16 protein-coding genes and 1 tRNA gene are annotated in these 15,800 nt (G+C 34.2%); 10 read left to right on the top strand and 7 right to left on the bottom strand.

From position 1 onward, the window contains the following. Window position 1: 1 nt before the first annotated feature. On the top strand, window positions 2–1,780 hold the full coding sequence (locus DICTH_RS07455) for an ABC transporter ATP-binding protein (protein ID WP_012548321.1): 1,779 nt from the start codon (window positions 2–4) through the stop codon (window positions 1,778–1,780). Window positions 1,781–1,798: 18 nt separating this feature from the next. Here DICTH_RS07455 and DICTH_RS07450 read toward each other — a convergent pair whose 3' ends face one another. After that, on the bottom strand, window positions 1,799–2,350 hold the full coding sequence (locus tag DICTH_RS07450; protein WP_012548232.1) for a DOMON domain-containing protein: 552 nt from the start codon (window positions 2,348–2,350) through the stop codon (window positions 1,799–1,801). Window positions 2,351–2,502: 152 nt separating this feature from the next. Here DICTH_RS07450 and DICTH_RS07445 point away from each other — a divergent pair, with 152 nt between their 5' ends. From DICTH_RS07445 to DICTH_RS07425, 5 genes are all read left to right on the top strand, one after another. Further along, complete coding sequence (locus DICTH_RS07445; RefSeq protein WP_012547135.1) at window positions 2,503–3,015, top strand: rubrerythrin family protein; 513 nt, start codon at window positions 2,503–2,505, stop codon at window positions 3,013–3,015. Window positions 3,016–3,143: 128 nt separating this feature from the next. After that, the gene (locus DICTH_RS07440) at window positions 3,144–3,920 is read left to right on the top strand and encodes a mechanosensitive ion channel family protein (RefSeq protein WP_012546937.1); all 777 of its coding nucleotides are present in this window, start codon (window positions 3,144–3,146) and stop codon (window positions 3,918–3,920) included. A gap of 33 nt (window positions 3,921–3,953) precedes the next feature. Next, window positions 3,954–4,820 carry a TraB/GumN family protein gene (locus tag DICTH_RS07435; protein ID WP_012548210.1) on the top strand — a complete coding sequence of 289 codons (867 nt, stop codon included), beginning with the start codon at window positions 3,954–3,956 and terminating at the stop codon, window positions 4,818–4,820. A 45-nt stretch (window positions 4,821–4,865) separates the two neighbouring features. Beyond that, complete coding sequence (locus tag DICTH_RS07430; protein WP_012547782.1) at window positions 4,866–5,924, top strand: endo-1,4-beta-xylanase; 1,059 nt, start codon at window positions 4,866–4,868, stop codon at window positions 5,922–5,924. A gap of 18 nt (window positions 5,925–5,942) precedes the next feature. Next, on the top strand, window positions 5,943–6,482 hold the full coding sequence (locus DICTH_RS07425) for a PsbP-related protein (protein ID WP_012548007.1): 540 nt from the start codon (window positions 5,943–5,945) through the stop codon (window positions 6,480–6,482). A 25-nt stretch (window positions 6,483–6,507) separates the two neighbouring features. Here the strand turns inward: DICTH_RS07425 and DICTH_RS07420 are convergent, their stop codons facing one another. The 4 genes from DICTH_RS07420 to DICTH_RS07405 all read right to left on the bottom strand — a co-directional run bounded on the left by DICTH_RS07420 (window position 6,508) and on the right by DICTH_RS07405 (window position 10,848). Beyond that, window positions 6,508–7,209 carry an SDR family oxidoreductase gene (locus DICTH_RS07420; protein WP_012548513.1) on the bottom strand — a complete coding sequence of 234 codons (702 nt, stop codon included), beginning with the start codon at window positions 7,207–7,209 and terminating at the stop codon, window positions 6,508–6,510. Window positions 7,210–7,246: 37 nt separating this feature from the next. Beyond that, window positions 7,247–8,734, bottom strand: coding sequence for a sugar ABC transporter ATP-binding protein (locus tag DICTH_RS07415; RefSeq protein WP_012548485.1), 1,488 nt, complete (start codon window positions 8,732–8,734; stop codon window positions 7,247–7,249). Between the two features lie 58 nt (window positions 8,735–8,792). Further along, window positions 8,793–9,809, bottom strand: a complete 1,017-nt coding sequence (locus tag DICTH_RS07410; protein ID WP_012547127.1) for a sugar-binding protein — start codon at window positions 9,807–9,809, stop codon at window positions 8,793–8,795. Between the two features lie 82 nt (window positions 9,810–9,891). Next, window positions 9,892–10,848, bottom strand: a complete 957-nt coding sequence (locus DICTH_RS07405) for an ABC transporter permease (protein WP_012548190.1) — start codon at window positions 10,846–10,848, stop codon at window positions 9,892–9,894. A 140-nt stretch (window positions 10,849–10,988) separates the two neighbouring features. Between DICTH_RS07405 and pheA the strand changes: the two genes are divergently transcribed. Continuing rightward, window positions 10,989–12,059 carry a prephenate dehydratase gene (pheA, locus tag DICTH_RS07400; RefSeq protein ID WP_012548250.1) on the top strand — a complete coding sequence of 357 codons (1,071 nt, stop codon included), beginning with the start codon at window positions 10,989–10,991 and terminating at the stop codon, window positions 12,057–12,059. Here pheA and DICTH_RS07395 read toward each other — a convergent pair. Together DICTH_RS07395 and DICTH_RS07390 are read right to left on the bottom strand one after the other, a co-directional pair. Further along, a complete protein-coding gene (locus tag DICTH_RS07395) occupies window positions 12,035–12,847 on the bottom strand; it encodes a sugar phosphate isomerase/epimerase family protein (protein ID WP_012547175.1) in 813 nt (270 codons plus the stop codon). The genes pheA and DICTH_RS07395 overlap by 25 nt on opposite strands. Before the next feature lie 12 nt (window positions 12,848–12,859). Then, window positions 12,860–13,414, bottom strand: coding sequence for a nitroreductase family protein (locus DICTH_RS07390; protein ID WP_012546960.1), 555 nt, complete (start codon window positions 13,412–13,414; stop codon window positions 12,860–12,862). Between the two features lie 98 nt (window positions 13,415–13,512). Between DICTH_RS07390 and DICTH_RS07385 the strand changes: the two genes are divergently transcribed. The 3 genes from DICTH_RS07385 (at window position 13,513) to DICTH_RS07375 (ending at window position 15,797) form a co-directional block, all read left to right on the top strand. Beyond that, window positions 13,513–13,602, top strand: a tRNA-Ser gene (locus DICTH_RS07385). 48 nt (window positions 13,603–13,650) lie between these two features. After that, window positions 13,651–14,148 carry a metallophosphoesterase family protein gene (locus tag DICTH_RS07380; protein ID WP_012548009.1) on the top strand — a complete coding sequence of 166 codons (498 nt, stop codon included), beginning with the start codon at window positions 13,651–13,653 and terminating at the stop codon, window positions 14,146–14,148. A 14-nt stretch (window positions 14,149–14,162) separates the two neighbouring features. Beyond that, window positions 14,163–15,797 carry a formate--tetrahydrofolate ligase gene (locus DICTH_RS07375; protein WP_012548652.1) on the top strand — a complete coding sequence of 545 codons (1,635 nt, stop codon included), beginning with the start codon at window positions 14,163–14,165 and terminating at the stop codon, window positions 15,795–15,797. The last annotated feature ends 3 nt before the right edge of the window (window positions 15,798–15,800 follow it).

Raw genomic sequence — 15,800 nt, 5'->3', positions numbered from 1 at the left:
TATGAATAATAATAGGCTCATAAGACTTTTTTCTTTTATGTGGAAAGATGGGGGAAGTATATTTTTAGGGATTATGTACTTAGTTTCTTTGTTATTCTTATCCTCTCAAGTATTTCTATTAAATTATTTTGCAGCAATAAGTTTAAAATTAATCTCCGATGGAATGATAGAGAAGAGTACAAATAAGCTTGCCGAGGGAGTATGGTACTTGCTTACAAGATTTGGTTTGTTTCTTTTAATAATACCTATTTTTGCTTACTTGTATCAGTATGCTGTTAGAAAAACCACAATTATAATAAGAAGAAGACTTTTTGAGCACATAATAGATCTTCCTATGTATGAGTTTGAAAAAAATCATACAGGAGATTTTTTGTCTCGGATAAATTTTGATGTAAATACAGCAGAAGGAGTTTATTCCTGGCAATTAATGGTTTTATTGATGTCCATTGTAAGTGCTATAGGATGTAGTGTAGCAATCTTTCTTATCAACAAAATCATATTCTTCTATGTGGTTTTAGTAACTTCTGTGAATATTTTGGTAAATGCTATTTTTATGAAAAGGCTAAGAGAGATAAGTAATAAAATACAGGAAGCTTTTTCTAAGGTTACTCAAAAATTGTCAGATATTGTTGGAGGAGCTTACATAATACGTGCTTTTGATATCGCAGATATGATATTTAAGAAATATGTGGAGATAAACTCTCTCCTTTATAGACTTGCTCTAAGAAGGGTAAATTATAGCTCTATTCTGGCTTCTTTTAATTACACCGTAGGATATTTTATATTCTTTGGTATGTTGGCTCTTGGAGGTTATCTTATGATAAGGGATAAAATCACTTTTGGAAATATGGTGGCTGCTGTTCAGTTGATGGGACCTGTAGTATATTTTTTTGGCTCTTTGGGTAACTTCTTGACAAATTTACAAATATCTCTTGCAGGAGCGGAGAGAATATTTGAGATTTTAGATAAATCTAAAGAAGAGAATGAAAGAAAAAAATATGAAAAGAATATTCACATTATAAATAAGAATAATTGGGTGATTAGGTTTGAAAATGTTTCTTTTTCCTACGATAGTACTCAGGAGGTTCTTAAAGGCATCTCCTTTGAGGTGAAAGAAGGAGAGAAAATTGCAATTGTTGGTCCTAGTGGCGGAGGAAAAAGTACTATTTTTAAATTATTATTGGGATTTTATCCTCATTATGATGGAAATATCTATGTTTTGGGAAAAGAAATAAGATCATATACTTTAGAAGAGTTAAGAAATTTAATAAGTTATATGCCTCAGGATGTTTATCTTTTCAACACGTCGGTTTATGAGAACATAAGGTATGGTAATTTAAGGGCAAAGGATGGAGAAATAACTGAGGCTCTAAAAAGGTCTAATTCTTATGATTTTGTAATTAAACTTCCTGACGGTTTAAGTACAAAGGTGGGAGAAAGAGGAGTATTTCTTTCGGGAGGCCAGAGACAAAGGTTAAGTATTGCTCGGGCTATATTGAAGAATTCTCCTATTTTACTTCTTGATGAGGCTACTTCTTCTCTTGATTCTGAATCAGAAAACTTAGTAATTCAAGCACTAAATAATTTGATAAAGGATAAAACTGCATTAATTATTGCCCACAGGCTATCTACTGTAAAAGACGTTGATAGAATCATAGTCATAGATGGAGGAAAAATAGTAGAAGAAGGAAATCATTCAGAATTATTAGAAAAGGGTGGAAAGTATAAGGAGCTTTGGGATAAAGGGTTTCAAGTAAACGGAAGAGAGGGGAGAGAGTAGTTTCTCCCCTCTAATCTTTTAATTTATCTTTAGTTCACCGTATCCTCTCTTTACATGCATGGAGTTGGGATCATCGGAATTTCCTAAAGCCCAAACTATTTTTAGCGTTCCTGTTTTAGGAAATACCTTATCATACTTATCTTTTGTATCTAATTTTCTTCTAAACTCAATATAGGTGTATTCTTTATCTTCTGTACCTGCAAGCTCAAGAATATCGTTTTTTCCACCAAGTTTTTCGTCAAGAGTATGTCCCATATGTTTTTCAGGGGCATAATAGTCTAAAACTTGTGCTCCTTTATCGGTTACATATCCTATGATGTAGTCTGCATCTCCTGCTTTTACTGTAGGATTAATTCCTAAAGCTACATAACCCTTTGTTTTGCCTATCATGAGTATGTAGACTTCATCGCCTTCTATTTTCCAATATATCTGAAAATCTCCGTTGGAAAAAGAGGCATAATACGGATATTCATTTGGGGAAAGTTTTCCATCAATTTTAGGCTTTGAAGTTTGAGCAAAGGCAAAGGTTAGAAGAAACAAGGTTATGGCTAATATTAAAGCCTTCCTCATTTTTAGCACCTCCTTTTGTTAAATTTTTCACAATATAAATTATACCATTTTAATGTAGATTTTTGTATTAAAATTATATTAAGAATAATTTTTGATTGCATATAAAAAACTTAAGTGTTATAATTTTTAAAAATAAGTAAGGGGGTGGATCTATGAGGAAAATGACCGAAGAGTTTCTTCACAACGCTTTTGCAGGGGAAAGTATGGCTCATATGAAATATCTAATCTTCGCTGATGAGGCAGAGAGAAAGGGGTTAGTTAAACTTGCCAATTTATTTAGGGCTATTGCTTATGCAGAGTTTGTACATGCTAGGAATCATTTTAGAGAATTAGGGCTTTTAAAACAAGAGATGATAGATAATGTTCAACAATGTATAGATGGCGAAACTTATGAGATTGAAGAGATGTATCCAGTATATAACAACACAGCAGTATTTCAGAATGAAAAGGGAGCAGAGAGAAGTACAAGATTTGCTTGGGAAGCAGAAAAGATTCACGCAGAGATGTATAAGAAGGCTAAGGAGCTTGTAAGTAAAAATGAAGATTATCCAGCAAATAAGATTTATATATGTCCTGTTTGTGGACATACGATAGAGGGTGAACCACCTGAGAAATGCCCTGTATGTGGTGCTCCAAAAAGTTCTTATAAAGAGTTTTCAGTGTAAGATTTTGGGGAGAGAATCTTCTCTCCCCTTTTTTGTTTGACCCTCTTTAAACATTAAAAACCCCTTTATGATAAAATTGTAATATAATTTTTTACTTTTTAATCATGAGTTTAGGAGGTTATTTTTCTATGCTTTATATTAATCTGTTCTGGAGTCTTCTGGTGATTTTTCTATGTTTTCTTTCTCATAACTTAATAATGAGAGCTATTAATAGAACTGTGTCTCATGTAGGTAAGGAGATAAAGGCTCCTAAAACCATATCTATGATTATTGGGTTCCTAATTTATGGTTTTGGTATTGCTATTATAATGTCCATATGGAATATTAATCTAATGCCATATCTTACAGGTCTTGGAATTTCTGGTGTGGTTTTAGGTCTTGCTTTCCAAGAGCCACTCACAAATTTTCTTTCTGGAGTCTTAGTGCTTGTTACAAGAAAGGTTTTTGAGGGAGAGGCTTTAGATATAGATGGGATTAGCGGAGTAGTAGATATGGTAGAGATGAACCATACTAGGATAAAAACTTTTGATGGGAAAATGGTTTTGATACCCAATAGAAAGGTATGGTCTGGAACTGTAACAAAGTTTTGGCCAGGTCCTTACAGAAGAGTGAGCTTTGATGTAAGTGTGGATTACTCTTCGGATCTTGAAAAGGTTATAAGTTTATTAAGAAGAGCATTGGAGGAGGAAGATCTTGTAGTAAAAGATGAGAGTGTGAGTAATATAGTTGTTTTTAAGGAGTATGGAAGTTCTGGAATAACTTATACCGTATACTTTTGGGTAGATAGGGAAAATTATTTTAATGCTATAAATGCTTTGAGTGCGAGGATTAAAAAGATTTTTGAGGAAAATAATATTTCTATTCCATATATGATTGTGGATTTAAGGGTATCTCAAAAGAATTAATTAGGGGAAATAAAAATTTAGGGGGAAGGGTAAATGAGATATCTTAAAAAGATTGTTTTTTATTTACTAATTTTTATTTTGCTTCTCAACTTCATCTTCTGTCAAACTAAGGGGGTTTTTTATGAGATAAGTTCTGATGATTCAAGGGTTTATACTTTGGGGTCTATACATTTGGGGACCCCAGATCTATATCCTCTTGATCCTATAATTGAAAAGGCTTTTGAGAAATCTGAAGTTTTAGCAGTTGAACTTGATATAACTGATCCTAAAAATGTGTTCAAAGCACAAGCTTACATACTTAAAAAAGGCTTATATAAAAAGGGAGATAGCATTGAAAATCATGCAGATCCAGAATTGGTAAAAGATTTAAAAGAAGTTTTAGGAGAGGAGAATTTTGAGAAAATAAAGTTTTATAAGCCCTGGGTGTTACTTTTTCAGATCAGCTCTTCTTTGGCTTATAATACCTTGGATGTAAAATATGGAATTGATTTCTATTTTATAAACAAGGCAGAGGAATCAGATAAAAAGATCGTGGCCTTGGAAACTGTAGAAGAGCAACTTGATGCATTTTCAGAGATACCAGAGGAAGATCAGTTAAAAATTTTAAAATCTAACTTGGAAGAATTGAAGGATTTGAAAGATAAAAAAATCGAAGAGTATTATTCGGAGCTACTTAATGCCTATAAAAATGGGGATAAGGAGAAGCTTGAGGAATTGTTGTTGGGTGATTTGAAGAAAGAAGGTTATGATGTATTTTACCAATATGTCTATATTAAAAGGAATTTTAGATTTGCGGAAAGAATAAAGAGCCTAATGAAAGATTACAAATCTATATTTGTGGTAATAGGTGCAGGTCATTTAATAGGTGAAGAAAACGTGGTAAAATTATTACAAAATTAGGGGTTAAAGTAAGTAAAATTTTAATGGAAAGGGGATGATGGTAAAATGATTAAGCAAAGGTTTTCTATCCTTGTGCTTCTTCTAATTTTGCTCACTTTCTCATTAGGATTTTTAAAGGAGGAGGCTAAAGGTATGGAGATTCCATCACTGAAAGAAGTTTATAAAGATTACTTTACTATTGGAGCGGCAGTTAGTCACTTAAATATTTATCATTATGAGAATCTTTTGAAGAAGCATTTTAATAGTTTAACTCCTGAAAATCAAATGAAATGGGAAGTTATTCATCCTAAACCATATGTTTATGATTTTGGACCTGCCGATGAGATCGTAGATTTTGCAATGAAGAATGGTATGAAGGTAAGAGGGCATACTTTGGTTTGGCATAATCAGACTCCAGGATGGGTTTATGCAGGTACAAAGGATGAAATTCTTGCAAGATTAAAGGAACACATTAAAGAGGTAGTAGGACATTATAAAGGTAAAGTTTATGCTTGGGATGTGGTTAACGAGGCCTTATCGGATAATCCTAATGAATTTTTGAGAAGAGCTCCTTGGTATGATATTTGTGGTGAAGAAGTTATTGAAAAGGCATTTATTTGGGCTCATGAGGTAGATCCTGATGCTAAATTATTTTATAACGATTACAATTTAGAAGATCCTATAAAGAGAGAAAAGGCTTATAAATTAGTTAAGAAGCTCAAGGATAAAGGAGTTCCTATTCATGGTATTGGAATACAGGGACATTGGACATTAGCATGGCCAACTCCAAAGATGCTTGAGGATTCCATAAAGAGATTTGCAGAGCTTGGAGTTGAAGTACAAGTTACAGAGTTTGATATTTCTATTTACTACGATAGAAATGAAAATAATAATTTTAAGGTTCCGCCTGAAGATAGGCTTGAAAGACAAGCTCAGCTTTATAAGGAGGCTTTTGAAATCTTAAGAAAATACAAAGGAATAGTTACTGGTGTTACTTTCTGGGGTGTAGCAGATGACTATACTTGGCTCTATTTCTGGCCTGTTAGAGGAAGAGAAGATTATCCATTACTCTTTGATAAGAATCACAATCCTAAGAAGGCTTTCTGGGAGATTGTAAAGTTTTAGGTTGTATAGGAGGTTTAAATGAGAAAATTATTAAGGTTTTTGATTTTTTCTCTATTAGTTTTAGGACTTTCTTTCAATATTATTTTAGCTGAGACTGAGAAATATGTGGATAAGGATTTAGGTTTTTCTATTGTGCCTCCTGAAGGGTGGGAGGTAAAGGATGGAAAGCCTTATAACTTGGCTGTAATTTTTGTTGGCCCTGCAGATGAAGGTTTTATGCCAAATTTCAATTTAAACATAGTAGCTGTTCCTTCGGAGGTTACGGAGATTAACGAAGATCTTTTAAGAGAGATAAAGGAAGAGTTAAAGGCTGCAGGAGAATATTATGGTTCTTTGGAATTTGTTTCGGAAGGAGAAAGGGAAGTATCAAACTACAAGGGATATGAAATTGTATACACTATTAATTTGAGTGAAGATTTGACTTTAGAACAAAAACAGGTCTATGTTCTTCAAGGAGGGAAATTTTATATCTTTACGTTTACTTCTTTGGAAGATACTTTTGAGAAATATCTGCCTCTTTTTGAGGAGAGCTTAAGTACCTTTGAGATACTCCAATAAAAATGGGGGGCTTAACGCCCCCTTATTACCAAGTCATTAGGTTCCCTTTGTAATCCATATAAATATTTTTGTCCTTAGGATCCCAATCTTTCACAGAGAGATTGTATATACCTTCTGCTGCCTCTTTAGGGTCAATATCTGCATCTGGTCCTCCCATATCAGTTCTCATCCATCCAGGATGGATAGATAAAACTTTTATGCCTTTAGGAATACTGTAGTTTTGTAAAATAGCAGAGAGCATATTTAGGGCTGATTTTGACATGCAATAGGCATATTCTCTATCTCTCCAACAATTAGAGATACTTCCAGCTTCTGATGATATATTTATTATTAGTTTTTTATTTCCCTTTTCGACAAGGGAATAAAAATACTTTAGCACCCTTAAAGGTCCAATAGAGTTTACATTCATGGTTACTATAGCTTTTTCTATGTCTATGTTTTCTATAGTTTTACTTTTATCTTCTAGGTAAACTGCTGCATTATTTATAAGTATATCAATGTAGTTAATCTTGTTTTTCAAATATTCATAAGTATTTCTAACGGATTCTTCATCGGAGACATCCATAGGATGCAGAATTAGGTTTGGATGATTCTTGATTTCTTCTAATTTTTCAAGATTTTTTCGGTAAGTTGCTATCACTTTGTGGCCTTTATCAAGATAAAGTTCTGTAAGAGAAAAACCTAAACCTTTTGAAGCACCTGTTATAAAAACAATATAGTTTGACATACGAGAATCCTCCCTTTTGTTTTGGTAATAGTATATATTATATTATGGCGTATTGCATTATCTTTTCCTGGGTAGCTTCTTCTTTACTTATCTCTGCAGTAATCCTCCCTTTTGAAACCACAAGAATTCTATCGGAGAGGGCAAGAATTTCTGGAAGCTCTGAAGAGATAAGAATAATTCCAATACCTTCTTTGGCCATCTCTCCAATTAATTTATGTATTTCTGCTTTTGCTCCTACATCTATTCCGCGAGTGGGTTCATCAAGTATTAGGATTTTAGGCTTTAGAGCAAGCCATTTTGAAAGTACAACTTTTTGTTGGTTCCCTCCAGAAAGATTTACAACTTTTTGAAAAATACTTGGAGTTTTTATTTGTAATTTTTGGACGAAATGTTCTGCAAGATCATATTCTATCTTTCTCTTTATAATTCCATTAGGGAATAAATACCTTAGGGAGGGTAATGAAATGTTCTCATAAACCATCATATCAAGAATAAGTCCTTGAAGCTTCCTATCTTCTGGCACCAAGCCTATTTTATATCTCACGGCATCTTTAGGAGATTTTATCTCTATTTTTTTACCTTCTAGATATATTTCCCCAGAGATTATAGGATCAGCTCCAAATATTGCTCTTATAATTTCTGTTCTTCCTGCTCCAACAAGCCCTGCAATTCCTAACACCTCACCCTTTCTAAGTTCAAAAGATATATTTTTGACCTTTTTAGAGGATAGATTTCTTACTTCTAAAATAACTTCTTCTGTTTTTGTAGATGGTTTGGGTATTACTCTTATTTCTCTTCCTACCATCATTCTTATTACATCATCATATCTATCTTTTTGAGCAGGTAATTCTCCAACTCTTTTTCCATCCCTTAGTACCACAATTCTATCCGCAATTTCAAATACCTCCTCAAGTCTATGGGTGATAAATATAATTGAAATACCTTCATTTTTTAGTTTTCTCATTATTTCAAACAGTTTTTTAACTTCTCTTCCAGCAAGAGCAGAGGTTGGCTCATCCATAATAATCAGCTCTGATTTTTGAGCAAGAGCCTTTGCAATTTCTACCATCTGTTGTTCAGCCACAGTAAGATCTTTTACTAAAGTTTCTGGAGGTAGTTCTAAGCCGAGTAGTGCTAATAATTTTAAGGATTCTTCATAGGCTTTTTTGTAATCAAAAATCTTTATAAACTTACCCTTTTTAGGTTCATTACCTAAGAATATGTTGGTGGCGATATCAAGGTTTGGAGCCAAATTGAATTCTTGATAGATGATGGATATTCCTAAACTTTGGGCTTCATGAGGATTTTGGGGATTTATTTCTTTCCCTTTGAATATAATTTTCCCTTCGTCTTTTTGATATACTCCCGTAAGAATTTTCATAAGGGTAGATTTTCCAGCGCCATTTTCTCCTACAAGGGCAAGAATTTCTCCTTTGTAAACTTCTAAATCTACTTCATCTAAAGCTTTTACCCCAGGGAAACTTTTTGATATTTTCTCAATTTTTAGTAGGAGCTCTTGATTCATCTTTTAAGCCTCCTTAAAAGGGTATAGGGGGGAGAACTTCTCCCCCCTTATTTTTTAATTACCACCCTTGTACAGGTATTCCGAGTTCTTGAAGTTTCTTTCTATATTGTTCTACTGTTAAAGCTTGTACGCTTTTGATGCTCTTTACGTATTTATCACCTGCTACCACATCTACACCAGTATCAATTATTCTATTGGCTGGGAGTTCTTTAAGAGTTGCATCAACGCCTTTTTGTGCCATCTTAGTTAGAACTTCAACACTCTTGTATCCCATCATGTATGGTCTTTGTCCAACGGTAGCAGAAATTACTCCTTCTTTTATAAGTTGCATATGTTCTGCAGTAGTATCAAAACATACTATTAATACTTGTCCTACTTTTCCTGCGGCCTTCACTGCTTTTGCTGCGGCAGGTCCATTGAAAGCATAAACGCCAAAGAATCCTCTTAGATCAGGATATGTTAAGAGGGCTTGTTCTGCAAGGGTAACTGCTCTTCCTGTATCCTCGAAGTCGCAAAGGGCTGGTTTTGTCACTACTACGATTCTCTTGTTGGAGGCTATACCGTCCATAAAACCACGGATTCTTTCTAAAGAGTTCATTGCGGTTAGAGATCCTGTACCTATGGCTACTTTACCACCTTTTATTCCAAGAAGATCATTCATGACCATTCCAGCAATTTTACCTGCAGAGTAGTTGTCGGTTCCAATATAGACTAATCTTTTACTTTGAGGAGCATCGGTATCAAGAGTAATCACTGGGATACCTTTTGCCATTGCTTTTTCAATAGTTGGCGCTATAGCTGTTGGGTCGGAAGGAGCAATAGCAATACCATCAACGCCCATAGCGATAAAGGATTCCATTTGAGATATTTGAGCAGGAATATCTTCTTTCTGAGGTACGAAGAATGTGGCTTTTACCCCTAAATCTTTAGCTGCCTGTTTAACTCCAAGCTCTACTTCTGCCCAGTAAGGGTGTACTGATTTTCCAATAACTGCTACATGTATCTCTTTGGAATATCCTATAGAGAAGATAAGAGGGAAAAGAATAATTAGAATAGCAACTAAAATCTTACGCATTTCAAACACCTCCCATTAAAATTTTTTGAGAAATTGGTAAAATGAGAAAGATTAAATATTTTCTCACCCCCCTAAATTATTTTTACTTTCTTTTTCTCTTCCTCCAAATATCTATGGTGACGGCTGTGACTATTACAAGTCCCATTACTACATCATGCCAATATGAGGAGATTTCAAGGAGTATAAGACCATTATAAATTACCGACATGATGCTTGCACCAATTATGGTACCTAATATGGTTCCCTCTCCTCCAGAAAGAGAAGTGCCTCCTATTACGGCTGCAGCTATAGCACTTAATTCATATCCGCCTCCAACTCCTGCTTGTCCTTGGCTTAATCTTGAAGCAATAATTATTCCTGTAATTCCTGCAAGGAAAGAACCGAAAACATAGGTAAACATTCTTATTTTATCAACATCTATACCAGAGAGTCTCGCAGCTTCAATGTTTCCACCCACGGCGTATAGGTTTCTACCTAACACTGTGTATTTTGTAATAAAGAAAGCTATTATTGCAAAAACTATTAATATAACAGTAGGAAAAGGAATACCCCAAAGATCGCCTTGACCTATAAAAAAGAATTTTTCGGGAAGGCCAATAATAGGCCACCCTTTAGTGATTACTGAAGCAAGACCTCTTGCTGCAGTAAGAGTTCCTAAGGTTATTATGAAGGGAGGAACGTTAAGTTTTGTGACAAAAAGTCCATGCCAGAGTCCTATAAGACATGAGATGAGTAAAACTATGAGTATTGCTAATATCATGTCTATTCCATTTTTCATAAAAAGAGCTACTAAAACTCCTGTAAGGGCAACAAGAGAGCCAACGGAAAGGTCTATGCCACCCCCAATTATTATTAGTGTTTCTCCTATAGCAAGAAGACCGTAAATCGCTATTTGTCTAGCAACGACTTGTAGGTTAAAGGGGGTGATAAATTTGGGGTTCATTATAGTGATAAATACACATAATACAATAAGAGCGAGAAGAATGTTCAATTCACGAAAATAAAACTTAGGCTTTTGATTATTAGGTCTTATCTTCATCAACCCCTCTCTTAAAAGTTTACGTTATCGATTTCCCAATAGTAGTATAGTTTTATTTTGAAAAAAATGCAATATTGACCTTACAGAGATATTTCTATAGAATTTATAAAATACATTTTAAGCTTAGGGAGAGATGCTCTGTGAGGGAATTGGAAGAGCTTAGAAAAGAAATTGATGAATTGGATAAAAAGTTACTTGATATATTAAATAGAAGGGCGCAAATAGTGCTTCAAATAAGAGATTGGAAGATTAAAAATAATTATCCTACATTTGACCCTTCGAGAGAGAAAGAACTTTTGGATAGACTGGTTAAAGAGAATAAAGGACCTTTAGATAAAGATGCAGTAATTGGTATTTTTAAGACAATTATTAGTTATTTGCGATCTTTAGAAAAAGAAATCGAGGTTTTGTATTTAGGACCTGAGGGTAGTTTTACTCATCAAGCTGCTGTAAAATTTTTTGGAGAAGGCTCTAAGTTTAAACCTTTATTATTAGTGGAAGATATATTCAAATCTTTAGAGGAAGGGGCAGAATATGCAGTAGTTCCTATAGAGAACTCTTTGGAAGGTACTGTAGGAAGTACTATGGATCTTCTTGCTATCACTACTAAGAAGGTTATTGGGGAAGTTTATTTAGATGTGAAACATTCGTTGATATCTTTTGAAGATTCTATTGACAAGATAAGAAAAGTTTATTCGCATCCTCAAGCCCTTGCTCAGTGTAAGAAATGGCTAAGACAAAACTTGCCAAATGTAGAGGAGATTCCAACTTCAAGTACTAGTTTTGCTGCTAAATTGGTAAAGGAAGAAAGAGGAAGTGCTGCTATTGCGAGTAACTTTGCGGCTAACATTTTTGGATTGAATATTCTTGCTGAAAATATTCAAGATTTTTGGAATAATAAAACAAGGTTTTTAGTACTTGGAAGGGAAATTCCAAAACCTACAGGAAAAGACAAAACCTCTATAATTTTTTCTGTAAAGCATCAGGCTGGAGCATTATATAGAGCGTTAAGGCCTTTACATGATTTTGGATTAAATATGACTTTGATTCAGTCAAGGCCAGTACCTGCTAAACCTTTTGAATATAGGTTCTTTGTTGATTTTCAGGGGCATATAGAGGATGAAAAGGTATCCTGTGCCCTTGAGAAGATAAAGGAGGAGTGTATTGATTTTAAGGTTTTAGGCTCCTATCCAGAAGCTAATGATTTTTGAGGAAAATTGTTTATAATAAATTCTCTACTGTGCTTTAAGTCTTCTATTTTATTATCAAAGACGGTTTCTACTGTTAAAGGTCCGTTATAGCCAAGTTTAAATATTTTCTCAAATAACTCCCTAAAATTGATTAATCCTTCTCCTAGTTTTAAATACCTTCTCTTGCCCTCGTCATCAAAACTTTGTCCGTCATAATCTCTTATATGTATATTCCTAAGATGGTTCTTTAATAATTCTTCAGAATATTTGTTAAGTGAATATTGGGTGGAATGTAAATATTCTATATCGATAGTTATACCCACATGGTTTTTGTATCTTTGGGCAAGGGCAGAATAAAACTCTGGAGGATCGAGAAGATAAGGTACATTTTCTATCGTTAGTAAAACATTGTGTCTTGCAGAAAAGTGAATCACATTGTCAAATATATAGAAGATGGTTCTTAAAAGTGAATTCATTGTTTTTTGAAAAGGAGGATGTAGAACAATGACTTTTATTTCAAGATCACTACATTTTTTGATTAATTTTACTAAATCAGGGAATATTGATTTTATTGGCTTGTGGAGCGTGTTTTTAGGAGCATGAAGTGTTAATATTTTTCCTTTTAACTTTTTAGCTTCCTCAAAGAGTATCTCTTTCTTTTCTTCGTCAAAATCTTTAGGAAGAAAAAGTTCAATTCCATCGTAGTGGTTTTCCAAAATAATATTTAAAGCTTCAATGGAATTTTTTAATTTTTCTTCCGTTGTCATTTCTGGTTTTAAAAATGCCGCAGTTGAACAAGAGATTAACATTTTTCTTTTATTTTACTTGTATTTATTAAGGTATACAAACTCTTTAATTGGCAATCTTTCAGGTCTTTTAAATTCCCTTTCTTTTTGTTCTTCAGAGAGATTAGGATTTATTTCTTTTGCTCTTTTTCCAAAGACGATAAGAAGTATTGCAGTCATGTCTTCTGGTATATTCAAGATCTTTTTTACCTTTTCCTCGTCATAGCCTGCTATAGGGTGGGCAATAAGGCCTAACTCAGTAGCCCTTAAAAGCATAAATCCAACAGCCATTCCTGTATCAAGTAAAGCGTAGTTTCTTCCTTTTATTTGGCAGTCTAAGTCTTCTTTTGTAAAGACTGTAACTATTAGAGAAGAATTGTTAGCCCAGTTATTTCTTGGTGTTAGCGCAGTATATAATTCTTTAAGAATATCTGGATCATAAGTAAAAATGAATCTCCATGGTTGATTATTAAAACAGGATGGAGCTAAAGAAGCTGATTCAGCTAAGTCGTATATTAATTCTTGGGTTACTTCAAAGGGTTCAATAGATCTCAAAGCTCTTCTTTCAAGAATCGCCTTTTTTACTTCCATATCTTTCACCTTTTTTATTTTTTTACTTGTAGATAAGATTATACCACAAAATTTTAATTTAAAATTAAAATTTTTATGGTATAATTTTCTTGGACATCGGGGAGGTGTCCGAATTGGCTAAGGGGCCGGTCTTGAAAACCGGTAAGGCCTTCGCGGCCATGTGGGTTCGAGTCCCACCCTCCCCGCCATTTTTTTGATATAAAATAATGGTATGAATATTAGAGAAGGAGGACTCAATGGTAAAGATTGGAGTAATTTCAGATACTCATCTTCCTTCTCGTTTTCCTTATCTTCCTCAGGTAATAATAGACAAACTTCAAGGAGTTGATCTTATTATTCATGCTGGAGACTGGGAAGATACCTTCTTTTTGCCAGAACTTCAAAGGATTGCAGAAGTTATTGGCGTGCATGGTAATATGGATAATTTTGAGGTAAAAAGAATACTTCCTGCAAAGAAGATAATAACTATTGAAAGCATAAAAATTGGTATTACTCATGGAAGTGGAGCTCCTTGGGGGATTAAAGATAGGGTTAGAGAAGTTTTTGAGGGAGAGGATTTGAAGGTTATTGTCTTTGGACATACTCACAAACCAATGATGGAATGGGAAGACAACATATTCTTTTTTAATCCAGGATCTCCTACTGATAAGTTTTTTACAGATAAGAATACTATAGGTTATTTATACGTAGATAAAGACAAAGTATGGGGAGAAATAATACCAATTGAGATCTAATTTGGAGGGAGAAGTTGAGACGAATTTTAGAAATCATATCGGATTTGGGGATTCCAGAAGAATTTTTTATTCCATATGGTTGGTATATTGGAAAAGTTAAATGGGATTATTATAAGGAAATTCAGAAAAACCCTTCAGGTAAATTGATTCTTGTGAGCGCTATGAATCCTACTCCTTATGGAGAAGGTAAGACTACCACAACTATTGGATTAGGAGATGCCATCAGAAGACTTTCTTATAGGTCTTTTGTTTGTATTCGTGAACCATCTATGGGGCCTGTTTTTGGTATAAAGGGAGGAGCAGTAGGAGGAGGTAAGGCAAAAGTAGTACCTGAAGATAGTATTAATCTTCATTTCACAGGAGATATCCATGCTGTTACTTCTGCCCACAATCTACTTTCGGCTTTAGTTGATAATCATATCTACCATGGGAATGAATTGAATATAGATGTCAGACAAATTCTTTGGAAGCGATGTCTGGATATGAATGATAGACAGTTAAGATTTGTTGTAAGTGGACTTGGAGGAAAGGCCAACGGTGTACCTCGTGAGGACGGCTTTGATATTACTGCGGCATCTGAGGTTATGGCTATCATTTCCTTATCTAGGAGTGTCTCTGAATTAAAGGAGAGATTGGGAAATATTATAGTTGGAATCAATAAGAATAATACGCCCATTTTATGTAAAGATATAGGGGCACAGGGTGCCATGAGTGTTATATTAAAAGATGCTATATCTCCTAATTTGGTTCAAACCCTTGAGGGTACTCCTGCTTTTGTACACGGTGGTCCCTTTGCTAATATTGCTCATGGTACAAATTCCCTTATTGCTACTGAGATGGCTCTTAGACTTTCTGATTATGTTGTAACAGAGGCTGGTTTTGGTGTGGATCTTGGCGCAGAGAAATTTTTTGATATTAAATGTAGATTGGGAAATATAAGACCAAGTGCGGTGGTAATTGTTGCCTCTATAAGAGCATTGAAATTTCATGGGGGAGTGAAGAAAGATTTTGATAATGAGAACATGGAAGCTATAAAGAAAGGGATGTCTAATCTCTTACATCATGTAAGCGTGGTGAGGGATGTATTTAAACTTCCTGTGGTGGTAGCTTTGAACAAATTTCCTAAAGATGAGAAAAAGGAAATAGAGTATGTGATTAGTGAACTTAAAGAGAGAAATATAAGGGTGGCTATCTCTGAGGTTTATGAAAAAGGAGGGTTAGGAGGAATTCAGCTTGCTCAAGAAGTGATTAAGGCTATAGAAGAAGATAAAAATGAGTTTTCTTATTTATATGACCTAAGTGAAAGTTATAAAGATAAGATAGAAAAAATTTGTAAAGAGGTTTATGGGGCAAAAGACGTGGTATTTTCTGAGAATGCAAAAGAAGAGTTAAAAAAGATTGAGGGTTGGGGCTTTATAAACTTGCCTGTTTGTATGGCAAAAACCCAATACTCTTTATCTGACAATCCTAAACTTATAGGTAAACCTGAGGATTTTGTTATAAATGTTCAAGGAGTAAAAGTTTCAGGTGGAGCAGGTTTTTTGGTAGTTTACACAGGTAATATAATGACTATGCCAGGTCTTCCTAAGGTTCCCTCTGCTTTTCAAATGGACTTAGATGATAATGGAAATATAATAGGTCTTTCCTAAGTG

The sequence above is a fragment of the Dictyoglomus thermophilum H-6-12 genome (assembly GCF_000020965.1).
Taxonomy (GTDB): domain Bacteria; phylum Dictyoglomota; class Dictyoglomia; order Dictyoglomales; family Dictyoglomaceae; genus Dictyoglomus; species Dictyoglomus thermophilum.
The sequence above is the reverse complement of the archived record's forward strand: the minus strand, read 5'-3'. Positions and strand labels throughout refer to the sequence as shown.

Excerpts from the sequence above, each read along its gene's own strand:
- DICTH_RS07430 (WP_012547782.1), top strand. The coding sequence starts at position 4,866 with ATGATTAAGCAAAGGTTTTCTATCCTTGTGCTTCTTCTAATTTTGCTC.
- DICTH_RS07425 (WP_012548007.1), top strand. The coding sequence starts at position 5,943 with ATGAGAAAATTATTAAGGTTTTTGATTTTTTCTCTATTAGTTTTAGGA.
- DICTH_RS07410 (WP_012547127.1), bottom strand. The coding sequence starts at position 9,809 with ATGCGTAAGATTTTAGTTGCTATTCTAATTATTCTTTTCCCTCTTATC.
- DICTH_RS07455 (WP_012548321.1), top strand. The coding sequence starts at position 2 with ATGAATAATAATAGGCTCATAAGACTTTTTTCTTTTATGTGGAAAGAT.
- DICTH_RS07450 (WP_012548232.1), bottom strand. The coding sequence starts at position 2,350 with ATGAGGAAGGCTTTAATATTAGCCATAACCTTGTTTCTTCTAACCTTT.
- DICTH_RS07415 (WP_012548485.1), bottom strand. The coding sequence starts at position 8,734 with ATGAATCAAGAGCTCCTACTAAAAATTGAGAAAATATCAAAAAGTTTC.
- DICTH_RS07420 (WP_012548513.1), bottom strand. The coding sequence starts at position 7,209 with ATGTCAAACTATATTGTTTTTATAACAGGTGCTTCAAAAGGTTTAGGT.
- DICTH_RS07445 (WP_012547135.1), top strand. The coding sequence starts at position 2,503 with ATGAGGAAAATGACCGAAGAGTTTCTTCACAACGCTTTTGCAGGGGAA.
- DICTH_RS07395 (WP_012547175.1), bottom strand. The coding sequence starts at position 12,847 with ATGTTAATCTCTTGTTCAACTGCGGCATTTTTAAAACCAGAAATGACA.
- DICTH_RS07405 (WP_012548190.1), bottom strand. The coding sequence starts at position 10,848 with ATGAAGATAAGACCTAATAATCAAAAGCCTAAGTTTTATTTTCGTGAA.
- DICTH_RS07440 (WP_012546937.1), top strand. The coding sequence starts at position 3,144 with ATGCTTTATATTAATCTGTTCTGGAGTCTTCTGGTGATTTTTCTATGT.
- DICTH_RS07435 (WP_012548210.1), top strand. The coding sequence starts at position 3,954 with ATGAGATATCTTAAAAAGATTGTTTTTTATTTACTAATTTTTATTTTG.
- DICTH_RS07390 (WP_012546960.1), bottom strand. The coding sequence starts at position 13,414 with ATGGAAGTAAAAAAGGCGATTCTTGAAAGAAGAGCTTTGAGATCTATT.
- DICTH_RS07380 (WP_012548009.1), top strand. The coding sequence starts at position 13,651 with ATGGTAAAGATTGGAGTAATTTCAGATACTCATCTTCCTTCTCGTTTT.